We start from the raw sequence: 16982 nt of genomic DNA on the forward strand, positions 1-16982 counted from the left end.
TTGACGCGCTTAAATAAGAGCCTGTCAAGCGCCTGTCTTGACAGGTGGCTCTTTCCAGCGATACTTTTTGAATGTCCCTGGCCAAGGCCAGGGGCTGCCATACGGCGAGTAACGGGTGCAGGGAGTGCACTTCCTGCGTTTCCCCTTGTAGGGGACGGAAGGGGTAGATCATGCTTTAGCTCGGCGGCGAAAACAATTCGCTGGTTGGCAATCTGATATTCGTGGATTCACACACATTCTACATACGTCTGAAGAAGCTGGCCGCTAACTAGAAACGTGCGTGGAAGCCGAAGCTTTGCACAAACGGACATCGCGGGTCTCTTCTTCACCTTGCCTGATTTTGCCGCCGAGGTAAATCACGATCTACTCCCAGCCTCACCTCCTTGCTTCATCCATCTCACTTTGAACAACCCTCTGTCCGTCAAACGGTTCCCTCATTACGAAGCCTTGGCTTTAGTCATTTCCACTTCTTTCGCAATCGCCCACACAAACCCGGCAAGTTCCCTGGCAATGGCCACCGCGATGGCCCCCTTGTGTTTTCCCATGCGTAACAAGCTCTTGTACTTTTGATGCAAACGATGCTGGGCCTCCCAAGCGATTCGCTGTACTTCAGGCGGTAGACCCAAAATACGCTGTCTCATCTTCTTTTTCACGGCGGGACTGTATCGATAGCTCCAAGCGGCTTCCACTAACACTCTTCGGAGATGGGCATTCCCCGCTTTGGTGATCTTCCCTTGCCGGCGGCTGTCTCCCGTCGAATTTTCACTAGGAACCAGTCCGCAATAGCTCATAAAAGCCGAGGCCAACGGAAATCGCGCGGCTTCGATCATTTCTGAGGCAAGGGTGGTCGCGGTAAGCACGGCCACGCCTCGTAACGCTTGCAGAGCCTGAATGAGCGGAGCTTGCGCACAGCTTTCGGCTTGTCGTTCGATCTCCTGCTCGTACCGGCGAATGCGTTCTTTCGTTTCCCAGATCGATTGGCGATACTCTTGAAACGTTACCTGCTGACAGTGATCTGCAAATTTTAAGCTGTCCAACCACGCTTCATACGCATGCGTCCATGGGGTGGATCCCTTGGGGGAAGCCAGTTGATTACGTAGTAGAAACTTCCCTAACCGTTGCTTTTGCCGGGCCAGATCTTCTTTGGCATCTTCCCGAGCTCGAACTAAATCCCGCAATGCTTCATCCGCCGGTGTCGGAATGTAAACCGACGTCAGTTCCCCTGCACGAAACAACTGAGCGAGCCGAAGGGCATCTCGTTTATCCGTTTTGACCCGATCTCCCGCACGCTTGGGAATGAGGGACGGGGCCACGATGGTACAAGAAATATTCATTTCTAGCAGCCAGCGATAGAGCACATATCCCGTAGGTCCGGCTTCATAACAAACCTCCAAGGTGATGTCTTCGGATTTACTCAACTGTTGCATCAGTTTGCCCACCGCTTCTTTCGTATGGGTAATGGTTCCCCAATACCGTGCTTCTCCTCGGCCCTCATCGGCAATGGCCACCGCGATTTTGGATTTGGACACGTCTAAACCTACATACTTTGTGGTAATACTCATTCTTAGACCGACTCCTTTTTGTTTTATAGCTCTGATTGTGGAAAGTCCAATGGGTTGAGCTTACTTCTCATTATTTCCACAATTAACCTACGTAGTAGCAATTAGGATGTCGGTTTCGTTCATTATAACTAGACCAGGTACTTCCTCCTAAAGCAAATGTACCGGATTGGGCTACTTCCACGCTGCCTACTTCCATCGCTTACAAATCCCATCACGCACAATTCCATCCAAATAACAAAAAAGACCTGATCACGGTTACCCGGATCAGGTCTCTTCTATATAATGCGATTAACGCTTCAGGTTGTAGAACGACTTCAAGCCGTTGTATTGAGCCAGTTCGCCCAGTTGGTCCTCGATGCGGAGCAATTGGTTGTACTTCGCAATACGGTCTGTACGGGAAGGAGCACCGGTCTTGATTTGACCTGCGTTCGTCGCAACTGCGATGTCAGCGATGGTGCTGTCTTCGGATTCACCGGAACGGTGGGAGATAACCGCAGTGTAACCTGCACGCTTAGCCATTTCGATGGCGTCGAAGGTTTCAGTCAACGTACCGATTTGGTTCACCTTGATCAGGATCGAGTTGCCGATACCGTCGTTGATGCCTTTTTCAAGACGCTCCGTGTTGGTTACGAACAGGTCGTCACCAACCAATTGGATCTTGCTGCCCAGCTTCTCGGTAAGAAGCTTCCAGCCTTCCCAGTCGTCTTCGGAGCAGCCGTCTTCGATGGTGATGATTGGGTACTTGTCAACCCAAGAGGACAACAGGTCAACGAATTCAGCAGGCGTAAAGGATTTGCCTTCGCCTTCCAGATGGTATTTACCGTCTTTGAAGAACTCGGTGGAAGCTACGTCCATACCCAGGAATACGTCAACACCTGGCTTGTAGCCTGCTTTTTCAATAGCTTCCATGATGGAAGACAATGCATCTTCGTTCGAAGTGAAGTTAGGAGCAAAGCCGCCTTCGTCGCCTACAGCTGTGTTCAGGCCTTTTGCCTTCAGAACAGACTTCAGGTTGTGGAAGATTTCAGCGCCTACGCGAAGAGCTTCCTTGAATGTAGGAGCACCTACAGGCAGAACCATGAATTCTTGTACGTCAACGTTGTTGTCAGCGTGTGCGCCGCCGTTAACGATGTTCATCATTGGAACTGGAAGTTGTTTTGCATTGAATCCGCCAAGGTATACATAGAGTGGCAGGTCAAGAGCGTCAGCAGCAGCACGGGCAACAGCCATCGATACAGCCAGGATAGCGTTAGCGCCGAGCTTACCTTTGTTAGGTGTTCCGTCCAAAGCGATCATCAGCTTGTCGATGCCCAGTTGATCCAGCGCGTCCATGCCGATTACTTCTGGAGCGATGATTTCATTTACGTTCTCAACAGCTTTCAGAACGCCTTTGCCCAAGTAACGGGATTTGTCGTCGTCGCGAAGCTCTACAGCTTCGTGTGCGCCAGTGGAAGCGCCCGAAGGTACGATCGCACGGCCAAGTGCGCCGGACTCAAGATAAACTTCAACTTCTACAGTAGGGTTACCGCGGGAGTCAAGGACTTCGCGTGCGTATACGTCAGAAATAATAGTCATTGTATATTCTCCTTTGTTGTTTGAAATTAGGATTTGCGGCTAGCGATCATGGACTGGCCTGTCATCTCGGCAGGCTGCGGCAGACCCATCAGGTCAAGCAGCGTTGGAGCCACGTCAGCCAGAATACCGCTCTCACGCAGAATTACATTCTCGTCAGTTACGATAAATGGAACCGGGTTCGTGGTATGCGCGGTAAACGGACGGCCTTGCTCATCGAATACCATATCCGCATTTCCGTGGTCAGCGATAATGATGACAACGCCACCCTTCGCTTTCACGGCATCCACAACCTTGCCTACGCATTCATCCGTTACTTCAACCGCCTTCTTGGTTGGCTCCAGCATGCCGGAGTGCCCTACCATATCCGGGTTCGCAAAGTTCAGTATGATCGCGTCGTGCTTGTCAGCCTCGATTTCCTTCACGCAAGCCTCAGCTACTTCATAGGCGCTCATCTCAGGCTTCAGGTCGTAGGTTGCAACCTTCGGCGAGTTGATCAGGATACGAGTCTCGCCTGGAAGCTCAACATCGCGCCCGCCGCTAAAGAAGAAGGTAACGTGCGGATATTTCTCAGTCTCGGCAATGCGCAGCTGCTTCTTGCCTTGTTGGACAAGCACTTCACCGAAGGTGTTATCCAGGTTCTTCGGCGCATAAGCTACAAATCCATCTACTGTCTCTGCGAACAGTGTCAGGCAGACGAAATGCAGATTTTGCGGGAAGCCCGGTCCACGGTCAAAGCCTTGGAAATCCTTATTGGTGAAGACATTGGACAATTGAATCGCACGGTCAGGACGGAAGTTCAGGAAGATCACGGAATCCTCAGATTCTACCAGACCGATCGGTTGATCATGTCCGTCCACGATAACTGTTGGCATCACGAATTCGTCAAACACCGACTTCTCGTACGACTCGGTTACAGCCGTAATCGGATCGGTATATTTCGGGCCTTCGCCATACACCATCGCACGATAAGACTTCTCTACGCGCTCCCACCGCTTGTCGCGGTCCATCGCATAGTAGCGGCCTTGTACGGTGGCGATCTTGCCTACGCCGACCTCTTCAATCTTCTTGATCAAGCGTTCAATAAAGCCCTTCGCACTATCCGGAGCCACGTCGCGTCCATCCAGGAAAGCGTGGATATACACATCATGCATATCCTCCTTCTTGGCCAGATCGAGCATTGCGAACATATGGTCAATGTGGCTGTGCACGCCGCCATCGGACAGCAGTCCGTACAGGTGCAGCTTCTTGCCCTTCGCTTTGGCGCTGCGCACGGCAGCTACCAATGTCTCGTTCTGGAAGAACTCGCCGTCACGGATCGACTTGGAGATCCGGGTCAGGTCCTGATACACGATACGGCCTGCGCCGATGTTCAGGTGACCAACCTCCGAGTTGCCCATTTGGCCTTCCGGCAAGCCTACAGCTTCGCCGCAAGCAGTCAGTGTCGTATTCGGATACTCTTTCAGGTAGCGGTCATAGTTCGGCTTGTAAGCCTGTGCAACCGCATTGCCTTCCACCGTATTCCGAAGTCCGAAGCCGTCCATGATGATCAATGCTACTGGTTTTGGAGCGCTCATCTTACTTTGCCCCCTCAACCAATTGAATATAAGATGCCGGCTGCAGACTTGCGCCGCCCACAAGAGCGCCGTCGATATCGCTTTGGCCCATATATTCCTTCACATTCTCCGGCTTCACGCTGCCGCCGTATTGGATGCGAATCTTTGCAGCTACGTCCGCGCCGTACAAGCCTTCTACCAGACTGCGAATGTAAGAGATGACCTCGTTCGCATCCTCGGAAGTCGAGGATTTGCCCGTGCCGATCGCCCAGATTGGCTCATAAGCGATAACAACCTCTGCTGCTTGCTCAGCCGACAGTCCCTTCAGAGCCGCTTCGGTCTGAACCTTCACGACGTCCTTCGTTTGTCCGGCTTCACGCTCCTCCAGCTTCTCGCCTACGCAAGGAATTGGAGTCAGGCCATGCTTGAACGCAGCATGAACCTTTTTATTGACAATCTCGTCTGTCTCTGCAAAATAAGCCCGGCGCTCGGAATGCCCGATAATGACATAATCTACGCCCAGTTCCTTCAGCATTCCCCCGCTGATTTCGCCGGTGAATGCACCTTCATCTTCAAAATGCAGGTTCTGCGCGCCGATCTTGATCGACGTGCCTTTGGCAAGCTCTACCAAAGCCGGCAGGTTGGTGAATGGAGCACAAATGACGCTCTCTACACCCTCAACCTCCGCTTTACCTTTAATAGCCTCGAAGAAGGTCTTTGCTTCGGAAACGGTCTTGAACATTTTCCAGTTCCCGGCAATGATCGGTGTTCTCATGCAGCTCACTCCTTCTTATTAAGTCCACTAACCAGTCTTACTTATCGTTCAGAGCAACAACGCCTGGAAGCGCCTTGCCTTCCATGAATTCCAGGGAAGCGCCGCCGCCTGTGGAGATATGGTCCATTTTCGAAGCCAGATTGAACTTCTCAGCTGCCGCTGCGGAGTCGCCGCCGCCAATGATAGTGTAACCTGATGTCGTAGCGCAAGCTTCAGCAACTTCTTTGGTACCATTTGCGAAAGTGTCGATCTCAAATACGCCCATCGGTCCGTTCCAAACGACAAGCTTGGAATCCTTGATGATCTCGGCATATTTCGCGCGAGTCTTAGGTCCGATGTCAAGGCCTTCCCAGTCTGCAGGAATGCTGTCGATTTCAACGGCTTTATGGTTGGCATCTGCGCTGAAATCGTCAGCGACGATGCAGTCTACTGGCAATACGAAGTTCTTGCCGAGCTTCTTCGCCTTCTCAATGAAGCCAAGCGCAACATCCAGCTTGCTGTCATCCAGCAGGGATTTGCCGATTTCATGGCCTTGTGCCTTGAAGAAGGTGTAAGCCAATCCGCCGCCAATCAGCACGTTGTCTGCAATGTTAAGCAGGTTGTCGATCACGTCGATCTTGTCTTTTACCTTGGAGCCGCCGATAATCGCCGTGAATGGACGTTCAGGGTTCGACAACGCCTTGCCCAGAACGGACAGTTCCTTCTCCATCAACAGACCGGATACAGCCGGCAAATGATGAGCAATGCCTTCTGTCGAAGCATGCGCACGGTGAGCAGCACCGAAAGCGTCGTTCACGAACAGATCTGCAAGCTCAGCAAATTGCTTAGCCAGCTCAGAATCGTTCTTCTCTTCGCCCGGATAGAAGCGAACATTCTCAAGAACAAGGACGTCTCCGTTGTTCATTGCGTTCACTTGCGCTTTAACTGCTTCGCCTACAGCTTCGTCAGCCTTAGCCACTTCTTTGCCGAGCAATTCGCCAAGACGCTTCGCAGGCAGGGTAAGACGCATATCCTCGTTCACTTGTCCCTTTGGACGGCCCAAGTGGCTCGCCAGAATAACCTTCGCGCCGTTTTCGATCAAATATTTAACCGTTGGCAGCGTCTCGCGAATCCGGGTATCGTCCGTGATTTGGCCGTCTTGCATCGGCACGTTGAAATCGACGCGGACAAATACGCGTTTACCGCTTACTTCCACGTCACGTACACTCTTCTTGTTCATCTTCACGTTCCTCCTAAGCCATCTAATTTCTCTCGTAAGGATACAGCTTGAAGCTTCTATTTATCTATAAAAAACGGTGTGTGTGAATGTCGCTACTAATTAAGTTGAACTAAAGATTGTACACTAGGGGCAACGTGTGAAGTATTCCTACGATCGCTGTTGTTCGCCGATTTCTCTGATTGGACCAAGTTCTGACAAGGCAGAAATCGGCTCACAAAGGCGACCGCTATCCGAGCCTATGCTCCCGAAGTAGCTTTCTTTCAGAAAGCTTTCACTTCAGAACACTTCACACTTATGCCCTTTCTGTGTATTTTTCTAGTTCAACTTATATAGATTGTGCAGTGTAAAAAACATGAACCAAAGAGGAGTCCTCTACACAGGGTTCTCCTCTTTGGCGTTTATCTTTGATGCCGGGTCTTACTTAACTTTCTTTGCGAAGTATTCCAAAGTACGAACCAATTGAGCTGTGTAGGACATTTCGTTGTCATACCAAGCTACAGTCTTAACCAACTGCTTGTCGCCAACAGTCAATACTTTAGTTTGCGTTGCGTCGAACAGGGAACCGAAAGTCATACCCTTGATGTCGGAGGATACGATTTCGTCTTCTGTGTAGCCATAAGTTTCTGGATCGGAAGCAGCCTTCATCGCTGCGTTAACTTCTTCAGCAGTTACTTTCTTTTCAAGAACAGTTACCAGCTCAGTCAGGGAACCAGTTGCAACTGGTACGCGTTGAGCCGCGCCGTCCAATTTGCCTTGCAATTCAGGAATAACCAGGCCGATTGCCTTAGCAGCGCCTGTAGTGTTAGGGATGATGTTCTCAGCTGCTGCGCGCGCACGACGGAAGTCGCCTTTTGCGTGAGGAGCGTCAAGGGTGTTTTGGTCGCCTGTGTAAGCGTGGATCGTAGTCATCAAGCCTTGGGCGATACCGAACTTGTCTTGAAGCGTCTTAGCCATAGGAGCCAAGCAGTTAGTTGTGCAAGAAGCACCGGAAATAACTGTTTCCGAACCGTCAAGGATTTCATGGTTAACGTTGTAAACAACAGTCTTCATGTCGCCTGTAGCAGGAGCGGAGATAACAACCTTTTTCGCTCCGCCTTTCAAGTGAAGCTCAGCTTTTTCCTTCGTTGTGAAGAAGCCTGTGCACTCCAGAACGATATCAACGCCAAGCTCGCCCCAAGGAAGCTCTTCAGGGTTGCGGTTTGCAAGAACCTTAACTTCTTTGCCGTTCACTTTGAAGAAGCCGTCATGAACTTCAACTTCGCCGTCGAACTTGCCTTGTGTTGTATCATATTTCAACAAATGAGCCAACATTTTTGCATCTGTCAGGTCATTGATTGCTACTACTTCGATGCCTTCCACATTTTGAATGCGGCGGAAAGCCAAACGACCGATACGTCCAAAACCGTTAATACCAACTTTTACACTCATGAATAGATCCTCCCAATGTTCTTTTTTTATTAGTCAAGACAGGCTGTTTAACCCGCCATGAATAAACGTTTCTAAATCTAAGATGTTGTCTAAATAGTTATTAATCCAGCAGTTTTACAATTTCTTCGGCGGCGGCCTCATCGATGACGAGAATATCCTCCTGACCGAATTGAAGCACCGCATGGATGGCTCTGGCTTTGCTCTTGCCACCCGCAATCCCGATCACGGTCTCCGTCCGCATAATATCCTCCAGCCGGAGGCCCAGAGTCAGCATCTTGTGGACCACAACGCCCTCGCCGTTAAAATAATAACCGAATGATTCCGCAAGCGCACCTTCGTCCTGCAATTCCTTGACCGTGCTTCCATCCAGCTTGCGTCGGCGTGCCATCTCCATCGCATCTCCGATACCGTGAATGATGATTCTTGCTTCCCGGATCATCTCTACGATATCATGGATGTTCGGATCATGGACAAGCGATTCATAGGCTTCCTTGCCTAGCAAATCAGGCACATGCAGCAATCGGTAGCCTGCACCCACCCGCTTCGCCATTCCGGAAGCGATCGTATTCGCCTGAATCTCCAGGCTCTCTCCCAATCCGCCTCGTGCCGGTACGAACCAGCATTGCTTCAATGAGAGGTTGGCCGGCGGGCTAAGCTGCTCCGCCACTTCGGCGATCGTAGAGCCGCCTGTTACCGCAACGACGTCTTGAGGATTCATGGTTGCAAGCAGCGCCTTGGCGCCGGCTCTGCCGAGCTCCTTCTTGGCTAATAGCGAAGCCTCGCTATCACCTGGCACTATAATGACCTTGCGAAGGCCAAAGGCATCCCTGATTCTCTCCTCCAGATTGGATAGTCCGAAGATATCCTTCACGATCGGCTCCAGGTCGTCCAGCAGTTTTCTGCCCGAATCACTGATTCTCATGCCCACATTCTCGATTTCAATCAGGCCCTGAGCCTTCAGAAGATCCGTCTCGGCCCTAAGCACACGTTCTGTCATGTTCAGCGATACCGCAAGCGTTCTGCGGCCGATCACATCCGATAACAGGATCTGATGAAGAATGGTATACCTTTTCTTGAGAATCTCCATGAGATCAGGAAGAAGCTGCTTCTGCACTTCCAAAATAGTTCGCATGCTTTCCACTCCTGCAAGCTTCGACTTTCTCTCTCCTTCTCCTTGGTCTTAAAATGTCCCGGGTTAACTTTTTAAGTCCCACTGATATTTTAACTAATTTCTATCCCGGTTGCAAGCCTGTCGACCGTATAATTTACCTCCGTCTATCCGCTTATGCATGCCGAGGCAGGAACCGCCCTGATCCCGAAAAATAAACAGCGCTCCCTCTGGCTAAAAATCAGACGTCTCTACCCGTCTATTCTCACCAAAAGGAGCGCATTCATGCTATATAGGCGACAACACTAAATTTTTTAACGAATTAATACAGATAAGGCACTCTTGGATTCCAGGCGGAGGCTCGCTTGCTTCTCACCCTGCAGCTGCAATGTAATATGACTTGCGCCCTCTCCATCATTAAACAGTACCACTCCGATCGAATCATCCGTATTCCTGAAGGCCACTGAGCGCACCTCAGGCCGATCCGCTTCTGCGGAGATTCTTACGGCCTGGGGAGCTGCAACCTTGCTGAAATGAGCCAGGGCATAATAGTCGAGCGTGTACTCCAATCCACGGGTCTCCTGATTGACGGTCACGATTCCCCTGCAGGTGCTCTTTCCGAATCCGGGCACGGTCGGACCATTCTTCTCATCGAGCGCCATATTCCATAGCACCAGGGATTGGCTATGATTACGGAGAATCTCGATCCCCGTCCGCATCACATTGGAGAAGGCCGGCTCGAAGGCCGGAATCCATTCCCCGCCGGAGCCTTCGGTGAAATGGACCTCCTTGCCGGGATAAGCCTCCTTCACCTGACTTTGCGCGGCAGGCGATCCGCCATACCAATGCCAGGCCACGCCATCCACGGCATCTCCGGCTTCATCCAGCACAAGCAGCGGGTAATCCGGGCGGTCCCAGTTATGATCATAGGCCAGAATCTTGGTCTGGATCCCATGCTTCACAAAGGCCGGCTTCAGGTGATCCCTAATAAACTCAACCTGAACCTCCGGAAGCATCAGCATGCTTGGATAATGCTTCGGCATATAAAGAGGCTCGTTCTGCGGTGTGACGGCATAGACCGGCAGGCCATGCTCGGCATAGGCCTTGATATATTTGACGAAATACTCGGCATAGGCCGCATAGTATTCCGGCTTCAATTCGCCCGCCAGCATGGAGCCGGTCGTCTTCATCCAGCCCGGCGCGCTCCACGGCGAGCCGAACAGCTTGATCTCGGGATTCAGGCGCAGCGCTTCCTGCACCAGCGGAATGACGTCGGCTTCGTCATGAGCGATGGAGAACTGCTTCTGCTCCGGATCGGTCTCTCCATCCGGAAGGTCATTATAGCTGTAAATGAATCGGGCATAGTCAGAGGCCCCCATCGGGTTGCGAAGCACGGACAGGCCGATGCCTTCCTCCCGGTCGAACAGCTTTTTCATCAGATCCATTCTGACATCCTCCGGAAGCACCTGATGAATCAGGTAGGCTGCCGAATCGGTAAACGAAGCGCCGAAGCCGTCCAGGGTCTGGTAGCTTACAGACTCGTCCAGTGCTACCGTAACCACGGGGTCGTCCTCGACAGGCTTGAGCTGCTCCGCGGTCTTTTGGACGAATAGTGAGTCCTCTCCAGAGGAGTAATAGAGTGTGAGATCTCGCATGATGGTCCCTCCAATTTGAAGTAGAAAATACGATTTAAAGATAGTGCGTGTAACTGGCAGACGTGTGGGGTGTTCTTGCGATCGCTGTTGTCCGCGGATTCCTTTGATCTAAGTAAAATCAAATTTTTGTAGGAATCCACTCCCAAAGGCGAACATTCCATTTCTTCAGAACACCCCTCACTTTTGCCTGGCTGCACAATGTTTTAAATACAACTTATCTACTTAGTAATGAAGGGGCCCTCCCGGAGATCGGGTGATCGGCCGGAGAAAGCCCCTTCGCAGATTAATCAGTATTGCTATATAAGTGTATGTTCAAAAAGTCGGCTTTTCAGTATCGATAAGGTTGCGAGAACCTGACGAAGGAGGAACGGAGTGTAGGCAAAACCTACATGAGTGAAATGCTTCCAAAGGAAGCATACCTCGTAAGCATCCGCTTGGACTTCTAGGGTGAACGCAAGATTCGATGTCGAATCAGCTACCTGAAACACTTCGTGATCAAAAGATGACTTTTTGAACAACCTCTATAAGTTAAACTCAAGAAGCTACACGTAAAAGGCAGGAGTATAAAGAGTTCTGAAGAAGCGGGAGCGTTCGCCTTTGAGAGCGGAGTTCTTCCTTCTCATGGCTTAGTTCAATCAGAGAAATCCGCGAACAACAGCGATCGTAAGAACACTTTATACGTAGACATCTAGTGTGCATTATTGGTTCAACTTATATCGTTATTTAATGCCCAGCTTTTCTTTGTTTGCTTGCATTTTTTCGGTACGGACCTTCACAATGGCTTCCCATCCGTTTTCGTCAAGGAACTTCTTGTAGGCATCCAGCGTCTTAGCGAATTCTGCCTCGCTCTTGGAGCGGATCAGGCTGACCATCGCAGTGTTCCAAGTTGTGTTAATTGCCGTCAGGGAACGTGCTTCTGCTGTACCCTGATCAGGGTTGATGTTCTCCAGGATGAAATGTGGAACCAGTTTGCCTTTACCCCATTCTTGCATTTGCTTGATCGATTCAGGGAGGGCATCGGCGCTCAGCGCTTTATGACGGTCATGACCGAAGAACATGAATTCGCCCATGCGGTATTCCTTTTTGAACTGGTCTGCATTGTTCAATTGCAGTTCTTTTACTTCCGGTGTGAACTGAACCGTACCGTCGGCATTCTTGGTGTAGGTTTCGCCCTCGATGCCGTAGTTCATCAGCATTTGGCCTTCTTCGCTTAGCAGGTACGTGAAGATTTGGATTGCTTTTGCCGGGTCTTTACAGTTCTTCGTGATAAAGCTGATCATCCATCCCGTGATACCGGACTGGTTCAGCTTAGGCTCGTTGCCAACGGTGCTCTTAGGGCCGTCGATAGCCATGTAAGCCTTGTCCGGGTTAGCCGTCATGAAAATTTGCAGATTGCCGCCTTGCTGCGGCGTTCCGTCGAGCAGCATGGTTGCATATTTGCCGGCTTTTACTTTTTCCTCAAAGGCAGGACCGTCGTCAGCGAAGCTGTCATCACTGATGCCGCCCTCCCGGTAGGACTCATTCAATGTCTTTAACCAAGCCAGATAGTCTTCGTCCAGGTTGCGGTTGTAGAACTCGCCGTTCTCGGTTTCGAGCGGAACCCCCAGGAAGTCCTGGAACACATCGCCCAGGGAGCCTGTGCCTTCACCGATGGAGTTGAAGCCGAATGGAATCAGATCCGGGAATTGGCTCTTGATTTGTCCCATCACGCTCTTGAACTCTTCAGGTGTGCTGATGCTTGGCTGGCCAAGGGCTTCATAGACGTCTTTGCGGATAATGAAAGCGGTCTTCGCAGGAATGGTACCGTTATCATAATCGGCTTGTGTATTGGAGTAGTTCGGATAGCCATACGTGTTGCCATCATCGAGCTTGAACCAGTTCAGCGTATCGGCTGCTGCTGCTTTATTGAAATAAGGGTCGTACTTCTCAGCAAGCTCATTCAGCGGAAGCGCCCAGGTGGAGGCTTTCTGTACAACTGCCGAGTTCGAATCGAAGGTGGTGATCAAATCCGGCATGTCATTGCCAGCGAAGAACGTGTTCAGCTTGGTATCGTCACCGGTAATGAACTTGATGTTGATGTTCAAATCCTCTTTAATCTTTTTCGTCACAACATCATTGCCAAAATCGGTGTTCCACCAGTCCGCATTCACATACCAAGTGAGCTCTGTCATCTCTTCCTTGGTATCCAGCTGCCATGCAGGCGTGTTAGCATCCGGCGTATAGCGGTTCTCAAGCGATACTTCCTCCTTAGCCTTGGAGCCGCCCCCGGAGCCGCCGCAGCCTGTAACTACAAGTGCAGCAGCCAACAAGGCAGCGCACAGTGTCATGGACTTTTTCCCGAAGCCTTTGTTCATCTTAAACATTCCGAAACCCTCCTTATTGTTAAAAACACTTCATTGCGGTTCAACCGGTATTCTCCCTGTCTTTCTCTACGGCCAAAACTACTCTTTCACCGCCCCCAGCATCATGCCTGAGATAAAGTACCGTTGCAGTATTGGATAAATCACAACAATCGGTAACGTAGTGATTACAATTGTTGCGAGTTGAACCCCTTTGGTAGTCGTCTCGATAACAACGGATCCGCCGATATTTTGCATCGATTGGGTCTGGGATTGCACGATAATCTCATACAGCTTCATCTGCAGCGGATACAGCCACTGGTCGGTAATGTAGAGCTTGGTGGTCATGAAGTCATTCCACTGGTTCACCCCGTTGAACAGGGCGATCGTCGCCATCGCAGGCATGGACAAGGGAATGAAGATTCTCAGGAAAATTTTCCAGTCGCCCGCACCATCGATCTTGGCTGACTCCTCCAGGGAGTCCGGTACATTGCGGAAGAAGTTCATCAGAATAACGACATCATAGTAGCTGAACAGGGCCGGAATGATGTACACCCAGAATGTATTGAGCAGCCCCAGGGATTTGATAAGCAAATAAGTCGGAATCATCCCGCCGGAGAAGAACATCGTGATGACGCCCATCGTGACATAGAGCTTGCGGCCGCGCACATTGCTCTTGCTCAAGCCGTAACCGATCATGGCACAGAAGAACACGTGGGTCAGCACCCCGATAACCGTCTTCAGGACGGAAATAATAAAGGATTGCCAGATGGTCTCATCCCGGAATACCGCTTGATAGTTCTCGAGCGAGAATTCTGTGGGCCAGAAGACGAAGCCGCCCTCCGCCAGGGACCGCCCGGAGCTAAAGGAAGATACAATGACATTCCACAGCGGAACGATAATAATCATGGTGAACAAAAGCAGGATGGTAACGTTTACAGTGTCAAAGATTCTGCTATCGAGATCCTGCTTGACCCTCTTTGCTTGCATGGCTGCTGCCTCCTTCTCTACAGGACGGATTGATTATCATTAAGCTTGCTTGTTACCTTGTTGGCTACGACCAACAGGATCACGGATACGATGGAGACACCCAGACCAACGGCAGTGGCGTACGAGAAGTCACCTTGCGTCATCCCCATCCGGTACACATAAGAGTTAATAACTTCGGCCTTCGCCCGGTTCTGAGAGTTCATCAATACGAGTGTCTGGTCCAGGTTGGAGCCGAGCAATCCGCTTACGGTCAGGATCAGGTTCAAGCTGATAATCATCTTCATGTTCGGAAGGGTAATATTCCAGATTTGTCTCAGACGGCTCGCACCGTCAATTTTTGCCGCTTCATAATAGGTAGGATCGATCTTAGCCATGATGGCCAAATACAGAATCGTTCCCCAGCCGGCTTCTTTCCAGATATCCGACAGAACGGCAATCCACCAATATTTCTCTGGATCCAGCAAAATATTCTGCGCCTGAGAGATGAGTCCGAGATCAAGCAGCAGCTGGTTGAACAGCCCTGTCGTCGAGAACCAGGTGATCAGCATCCCGCCAAGTACGATCCAGGACAGAAAGTGCGGCAGATAAGAAATCGTCTGCACGATCTTTTTAAATCGGCCCATGCTTAACTCATAGATCATGATCGCCAGAATAATGGGAATGACGAATCCGATCGCCAGCTTCAGAAAGCTGATCCCCAGCGTATTGACAACCGAGTCCCAGAAGTATTTGTCCGTTGCGATAATCCGAAAGTTCTCCAGACCCACCCAGGGAGCGGTATCAATGGTGTCAATGACCGTGTAGCTTTTAAAAGCGATCGTCAATCCGTAGATAGGGACATAGCAGAAAATAACCATAAAAATAATGCCGGGCCAGATCATCGATTGAATTTCCCACTGGCGTCCGAAATCAATCAGGAACTCTTTCATCCTTTGTCCTATCGGCTTTTTCAATACCGCTGACTTAGCCATGCTGTCTTCCTCCTTCGGATTTTCTATCGCTTTTGAATAATAAAAACGTTTTTATATTGGGCATGAAAATCCCCCTTTATGGTTTATTCCAAAAAGCATTGCAGCCTACGAATTGGTCAGCCTCACATGGCTGGAGCCGCGCACGATCAACTCCCCGCCCAGCTTCTGAACCTTCCCTTGCTCCTGCTTGTGGATCATATTGACCAAATGGTCCACTGCGAGAATACCCTGCCTTGCAATCTGATTCCTTACCGTCGTCAAAGGCGGCGTGAAATACTGGGCAATATCAATATCGTCAAAGCCCACCACACTAATATCTCTTGGAACCTCGTAACCATGCGTTCGCAGCGCCTTGATGCATCCGATCGCACTCAAGTCGTTGCCCGCCAAAAAAGCGTCCGGCTTCTTCCCCGGAAACTTATGCAAATAACCTTTTACAGCGTTATAAGTACCCTCTTCTTCAAAATAACCCTGTAATATCATCTCTTCATCCGCCGGAAGCTGATGCTCCCGCAATGCCGCCAGGTAGCCTTCCTTCCGCTGCACGCTGTCATACATCGTATCCACGCCGGAAATATAGGCAATCCTTTTATGCCCCAGACTAATCAGGTATTTCGTAGCCTCATAGCCCGAAGCATAGGAATTGAAAATCACGGTTCCCATCGTTTCCTTCTGGATCACCCGGTCCAGAAATACCGCCTTCACTTTATCCTTCTCCATCATAGCTATATCATTCTCGTCAATCCGCGATTCTTCATAAATGATCACGCCATCGACGCGTCTGCCAAGAATATTACTGATAATCGTATGTTTGTCTGCCGTAACCATCACGTTCAAACCATAGCCGAGCCGTTCGCATTCCCGTGCCATGGACTCAACCAAAATGTAGAAGTACGGACCGGATACACTTGTCGTGAAAAAGCCAATCATGTTCGTCTTCTTCGACTTCAAGAGCTTCCCGTTCAGATTAGGCACGTAGTTAAGCTGCTTGGCAATCTTCAGCACATGAGACTTGGTCTCCGGATTCAAGACGTCAACATCATTCAATGCATTCGATACCGTCGAAATGGAAACGCCCGCCGCCTTCGCTACATCCTTAATCGTAACCTTCCCCATACAAGCACTGCACTCCTCTGAATAAAAACGTTTTTATATATTCATAAAGTATCATAGAAGCGCTTTCAGTACAATACTTTTTTATTAATTTTTGCTCATAGCTTATCCCGTAAGGGATGCGGGGGATGAGTGTCGCAGTTTGCTGCAAGAGGGCAGCTGTATAAAACAGGCTAACATTTCTGCGTTCCGGGGGTAACGTGTGAAGGTTGCTTTCGATCGTTGTTGTTCGCGGATTTCTTTGATTGAACTAAGCCATCATACGGTATAAATCCACACGCAAAGGCGAACGCTCCGAGCGTATGCTCCCGATGCAGCTTTCTTTCAGAAAGCTTTTACTGCACCAACCTTCACGCTTATACCCTTTTACGCAGACTCTTGAGTAGGGCATTATAGCGCTGATTACATCGCACTCACTCTAAGACGCAGATGCATTCAAACAGTAAGTAGACAACACCGTATCATCATTGGGGATACCCCCATTTCAACAAGCCCGCAGTGCAAGGGTTATTTCAGTAGATGAAGCAAAATGTTCGACCAAGTACGCATGCGTAGACCCCTCACCGAGCGCAGCTTCCAGCGCGCGTGTTTCGCAGCATGACGGTGATCGCTCGTCCGCATGAAGTATGAATCTTACGGGCATGTAGTGAAAAAACTTACCTTAAATTTAGTGGAAATGATAGAAATACGAATT

At 50.2% G+C, this 16982-nt stretch carries 12 protein-coding genes; all 12 read right to left on the reverse strand.

Translation table 11 applies throughout. The features are described from left to right. Positions 1–437: 437 nt before the first annotated feature. Positions 438–1562: an IS110 family RNA-guided transposase gene (locus TX85_RS16635; protein WP_044477366.1), complete on the reverse strand. Its 1125-nt coding sequence runs from the start codon at positions 1560–1562 to the stop codon at positions 438–440. A gap of 288 nt (positions 1563–1850) precedes the next feature. Continuing rightward, entirely contained in the window at positions 1851–3137 is a 1287-nt protein-coding gene (eno, locus tag TX85_RS16640; protein WP_044480657.1) for a phosphopyruvate hydratase, read from the reverse strand. Positions 3138–3163: 26 nt separating this feature from the next. After that, on the reverse strand, positions 3164–4711 hold the full coding sequence (gene gpmI / locus TX85_RS16645; RefSeq protein WP_044480659.1) for a 2,3-bisphosphoglycerate-independent phosphoglycerate mutase: 1548 nt from the start codon (positions 4709–4711) through the stop codon (positions 3164–3166). Position 4712: 1 nt separating this feature from the next. After that, entirely contained in the window at positions 4713–5465 is a 753-nt protein-coding gene (gene tpiA / locus TX85_RS16650) for a triose-phosphate isomerase (protein WP_044480661.1), read from the reverse strand. A gap of 37 nt (positions 5466–5502) precedes the next feature. Beyond that, positions 5503–6684 carry a phosphoglycerate kinase gene (locus TX85_RS16655; RefSeq protein WP_044480662.1) on the reverse strand — a complete coding sequence of 394 codons (1182 nt, stop codon included), beginning with the start codon at positions 6682–6684 and terminating at the stop codon, positions 5503–5505. A 417-nt stretch (positions 6685–7101) separates the two neighbouring features. Beyond that, complete coding sequence (gene gap, locus TX85_RS16660) at positions 7102–8112, reverse strand: type I glyceraldehyde-3-phosphate dehydrogenase (RefSeq protein ID WP_044480663.1); 1011 nt, start codon at positions 8110–8112, stop codon at positions 7102–7104. Positions 8113–8212: 100 nt separating this feature from the next. Next, on the reverse strand, positions 8213–9244 hold the full coding sequence (locus tag TX85_RS16665) for a sugar-binding transcriptional regulator (protein ID WP_044480664.1): 1032 nt from the start codon (positions 9242–9244) through the stop codon (positions 8213–8215). A gap of 290 nt (positions 9245–9534) precedes the next feature. Next, the gene (locus TX85_RS16670; RefSeq protein WP_044480665.1) at positions 9535–10875 is read right to left on the reverse strand and encodes a glycoside hydrolase family 30 protein; all 1341 of its coding nucleotides are present in this window, start codon (positions 10873–10875) and stop codon (positions 9535–9537) included. 719 nt (positions 10876–11594) lie between these two features. Continuing rightward, positions 11595–13238, reverse strand: a complete 1644-nt coding sequence (locus tag TX85_RS16675; protein ID WP_044480666.1) for a type 2 periplasmic-binding domain-containing protein — start codon at positions 13236–13238, stop codon at positions 11595–11597. A 78-nt stretch (positions 13239–13316) separates the two neighbouring features. Beyond that, positions 13317–14204, reverse strand: coding sequence for a carbohydrate ABC transporter permease (locus tag TX85_RS16680; RefSeq protein ID WP_044480667.1), 888 nt, complete (start codon positions 14202–14204; stop codon positions 13317–13319). A 17-nt stretch (positions 14205–14221) separates the two neighbouring features. Next, the gene (locus TX85_RS16685; RefSeq protein WP_044480668.1) at positions 14222–15175 is read right to left on the reverse strand and encodes an ABC transporter permease; all 954 of its coding nucleotides are present in this window, start codon (positions 15173–15175) and stop codon (positions 14222–14224) included. Positions 15176–15280: 105 nt separating this feature from the next. Next, positions 15281–16291: a LacI family DNA-binding transcriptional regulator gene (locus TX85_RS16690; RefSeq protein ID WP_044480669.1), complete on the reverse strand. Its 1011-nt coding sequence runs from the start codon at positions 16289–16291 to the stop codon at positions 15281–15283. Positions 16292–16982: the final 691 nt, after the last annotated feature.

The organism is Paenibacillus antibioticophila, assembly GCF_000455265.1.
In the GTDB taxonomy this organism is placed as follows: domain Bacteria; phylum Bacillota; class Bacilli; order Paenibacillales; family Paenibacillaceae; genus Fontibacillus; species Fontibacillus antibioticophila.

Coding starts and splice junctions, on each gene's coding strand:
- TX85_RS16635 (WP_044477366.1), bottom strand. CDS start 1,562: ATGAGTATTACCACAAAGTATGTAGGTTTAGACGTGTCCAAATCCAAA.
- eno (WP_044480657.1), bottom strand. CDS start 3,137: ATGACTATTATTTCTGACGTATACGCACGCGAAGTCCTTGACTCCCGC.
- gpmI (WP_044480659.1), bottom strand. CDS start 4,711: ATGAGCGCTCCAAAACCAGTAGCATTGATCATCATGGACGGCTTCGGA.
- tpiA (WP_044480661.1), bottom strand. CDS start 5,465: ATGAGAACACCGATCATTGCCGGGAACTGGAAAATGTTCAAGACCGTT.
- TX85_RS16655 (WP_044480662.1), bottom strand. CDS start 6,684: ATGAACAAGAAGAGTGTACGTGACGTGGAAGTAAGCGGTAAACGCGTA.
- gap (WP_044480663.1), bottom strand. CDS start 8,112: ATGAGTGTAAAAGTTGGTATTAACGGTTTTGGACGTATCGGTCGTTTG.
- TX85_RS16665 (WP_044480664.1), bottom strand. CDS start 9,244: ATGCGAACTATTTTGGAAGTGCAGAAGCAGCTTCTTCCTGATCTCATG.
- TX85_RS16670 (WP_044480665.1), bottom strand. CDS start 10,875: ATGCGAGATCTCACACTCTATTACTCCTCTGGAGAGGACTCACTATTC.
- TX85_RS16675 (WP_044480666.1), bottom strand. CDS start 13,238: ATGTTTAAGATGAACAAAGGCTTCGGGAAAAAGTCCATGACACTGTGC.
- TX85_RS16680 (WP_044480667.1), bottom strand. CDS start 14,204: ATGCAAGCAAAGAGGGTCAAGCAGGATCTCGATAGCAGAATCTTTGAC.
- TX85_RS16685 (WP_044480668.1), bottom strand. CDS start 15,175: ATGGCTAAGTCAGCGGTATTGAAAAAGCCGATAGGACAAAGGATGAAA.
- TX85_RS16690 (WP_044480669.1), bottom strand. CDS start 16,291: ATGGGGAAGGTTACGATTAAGGATGTAGCGAAGGCGGCGGGCGTTTCC.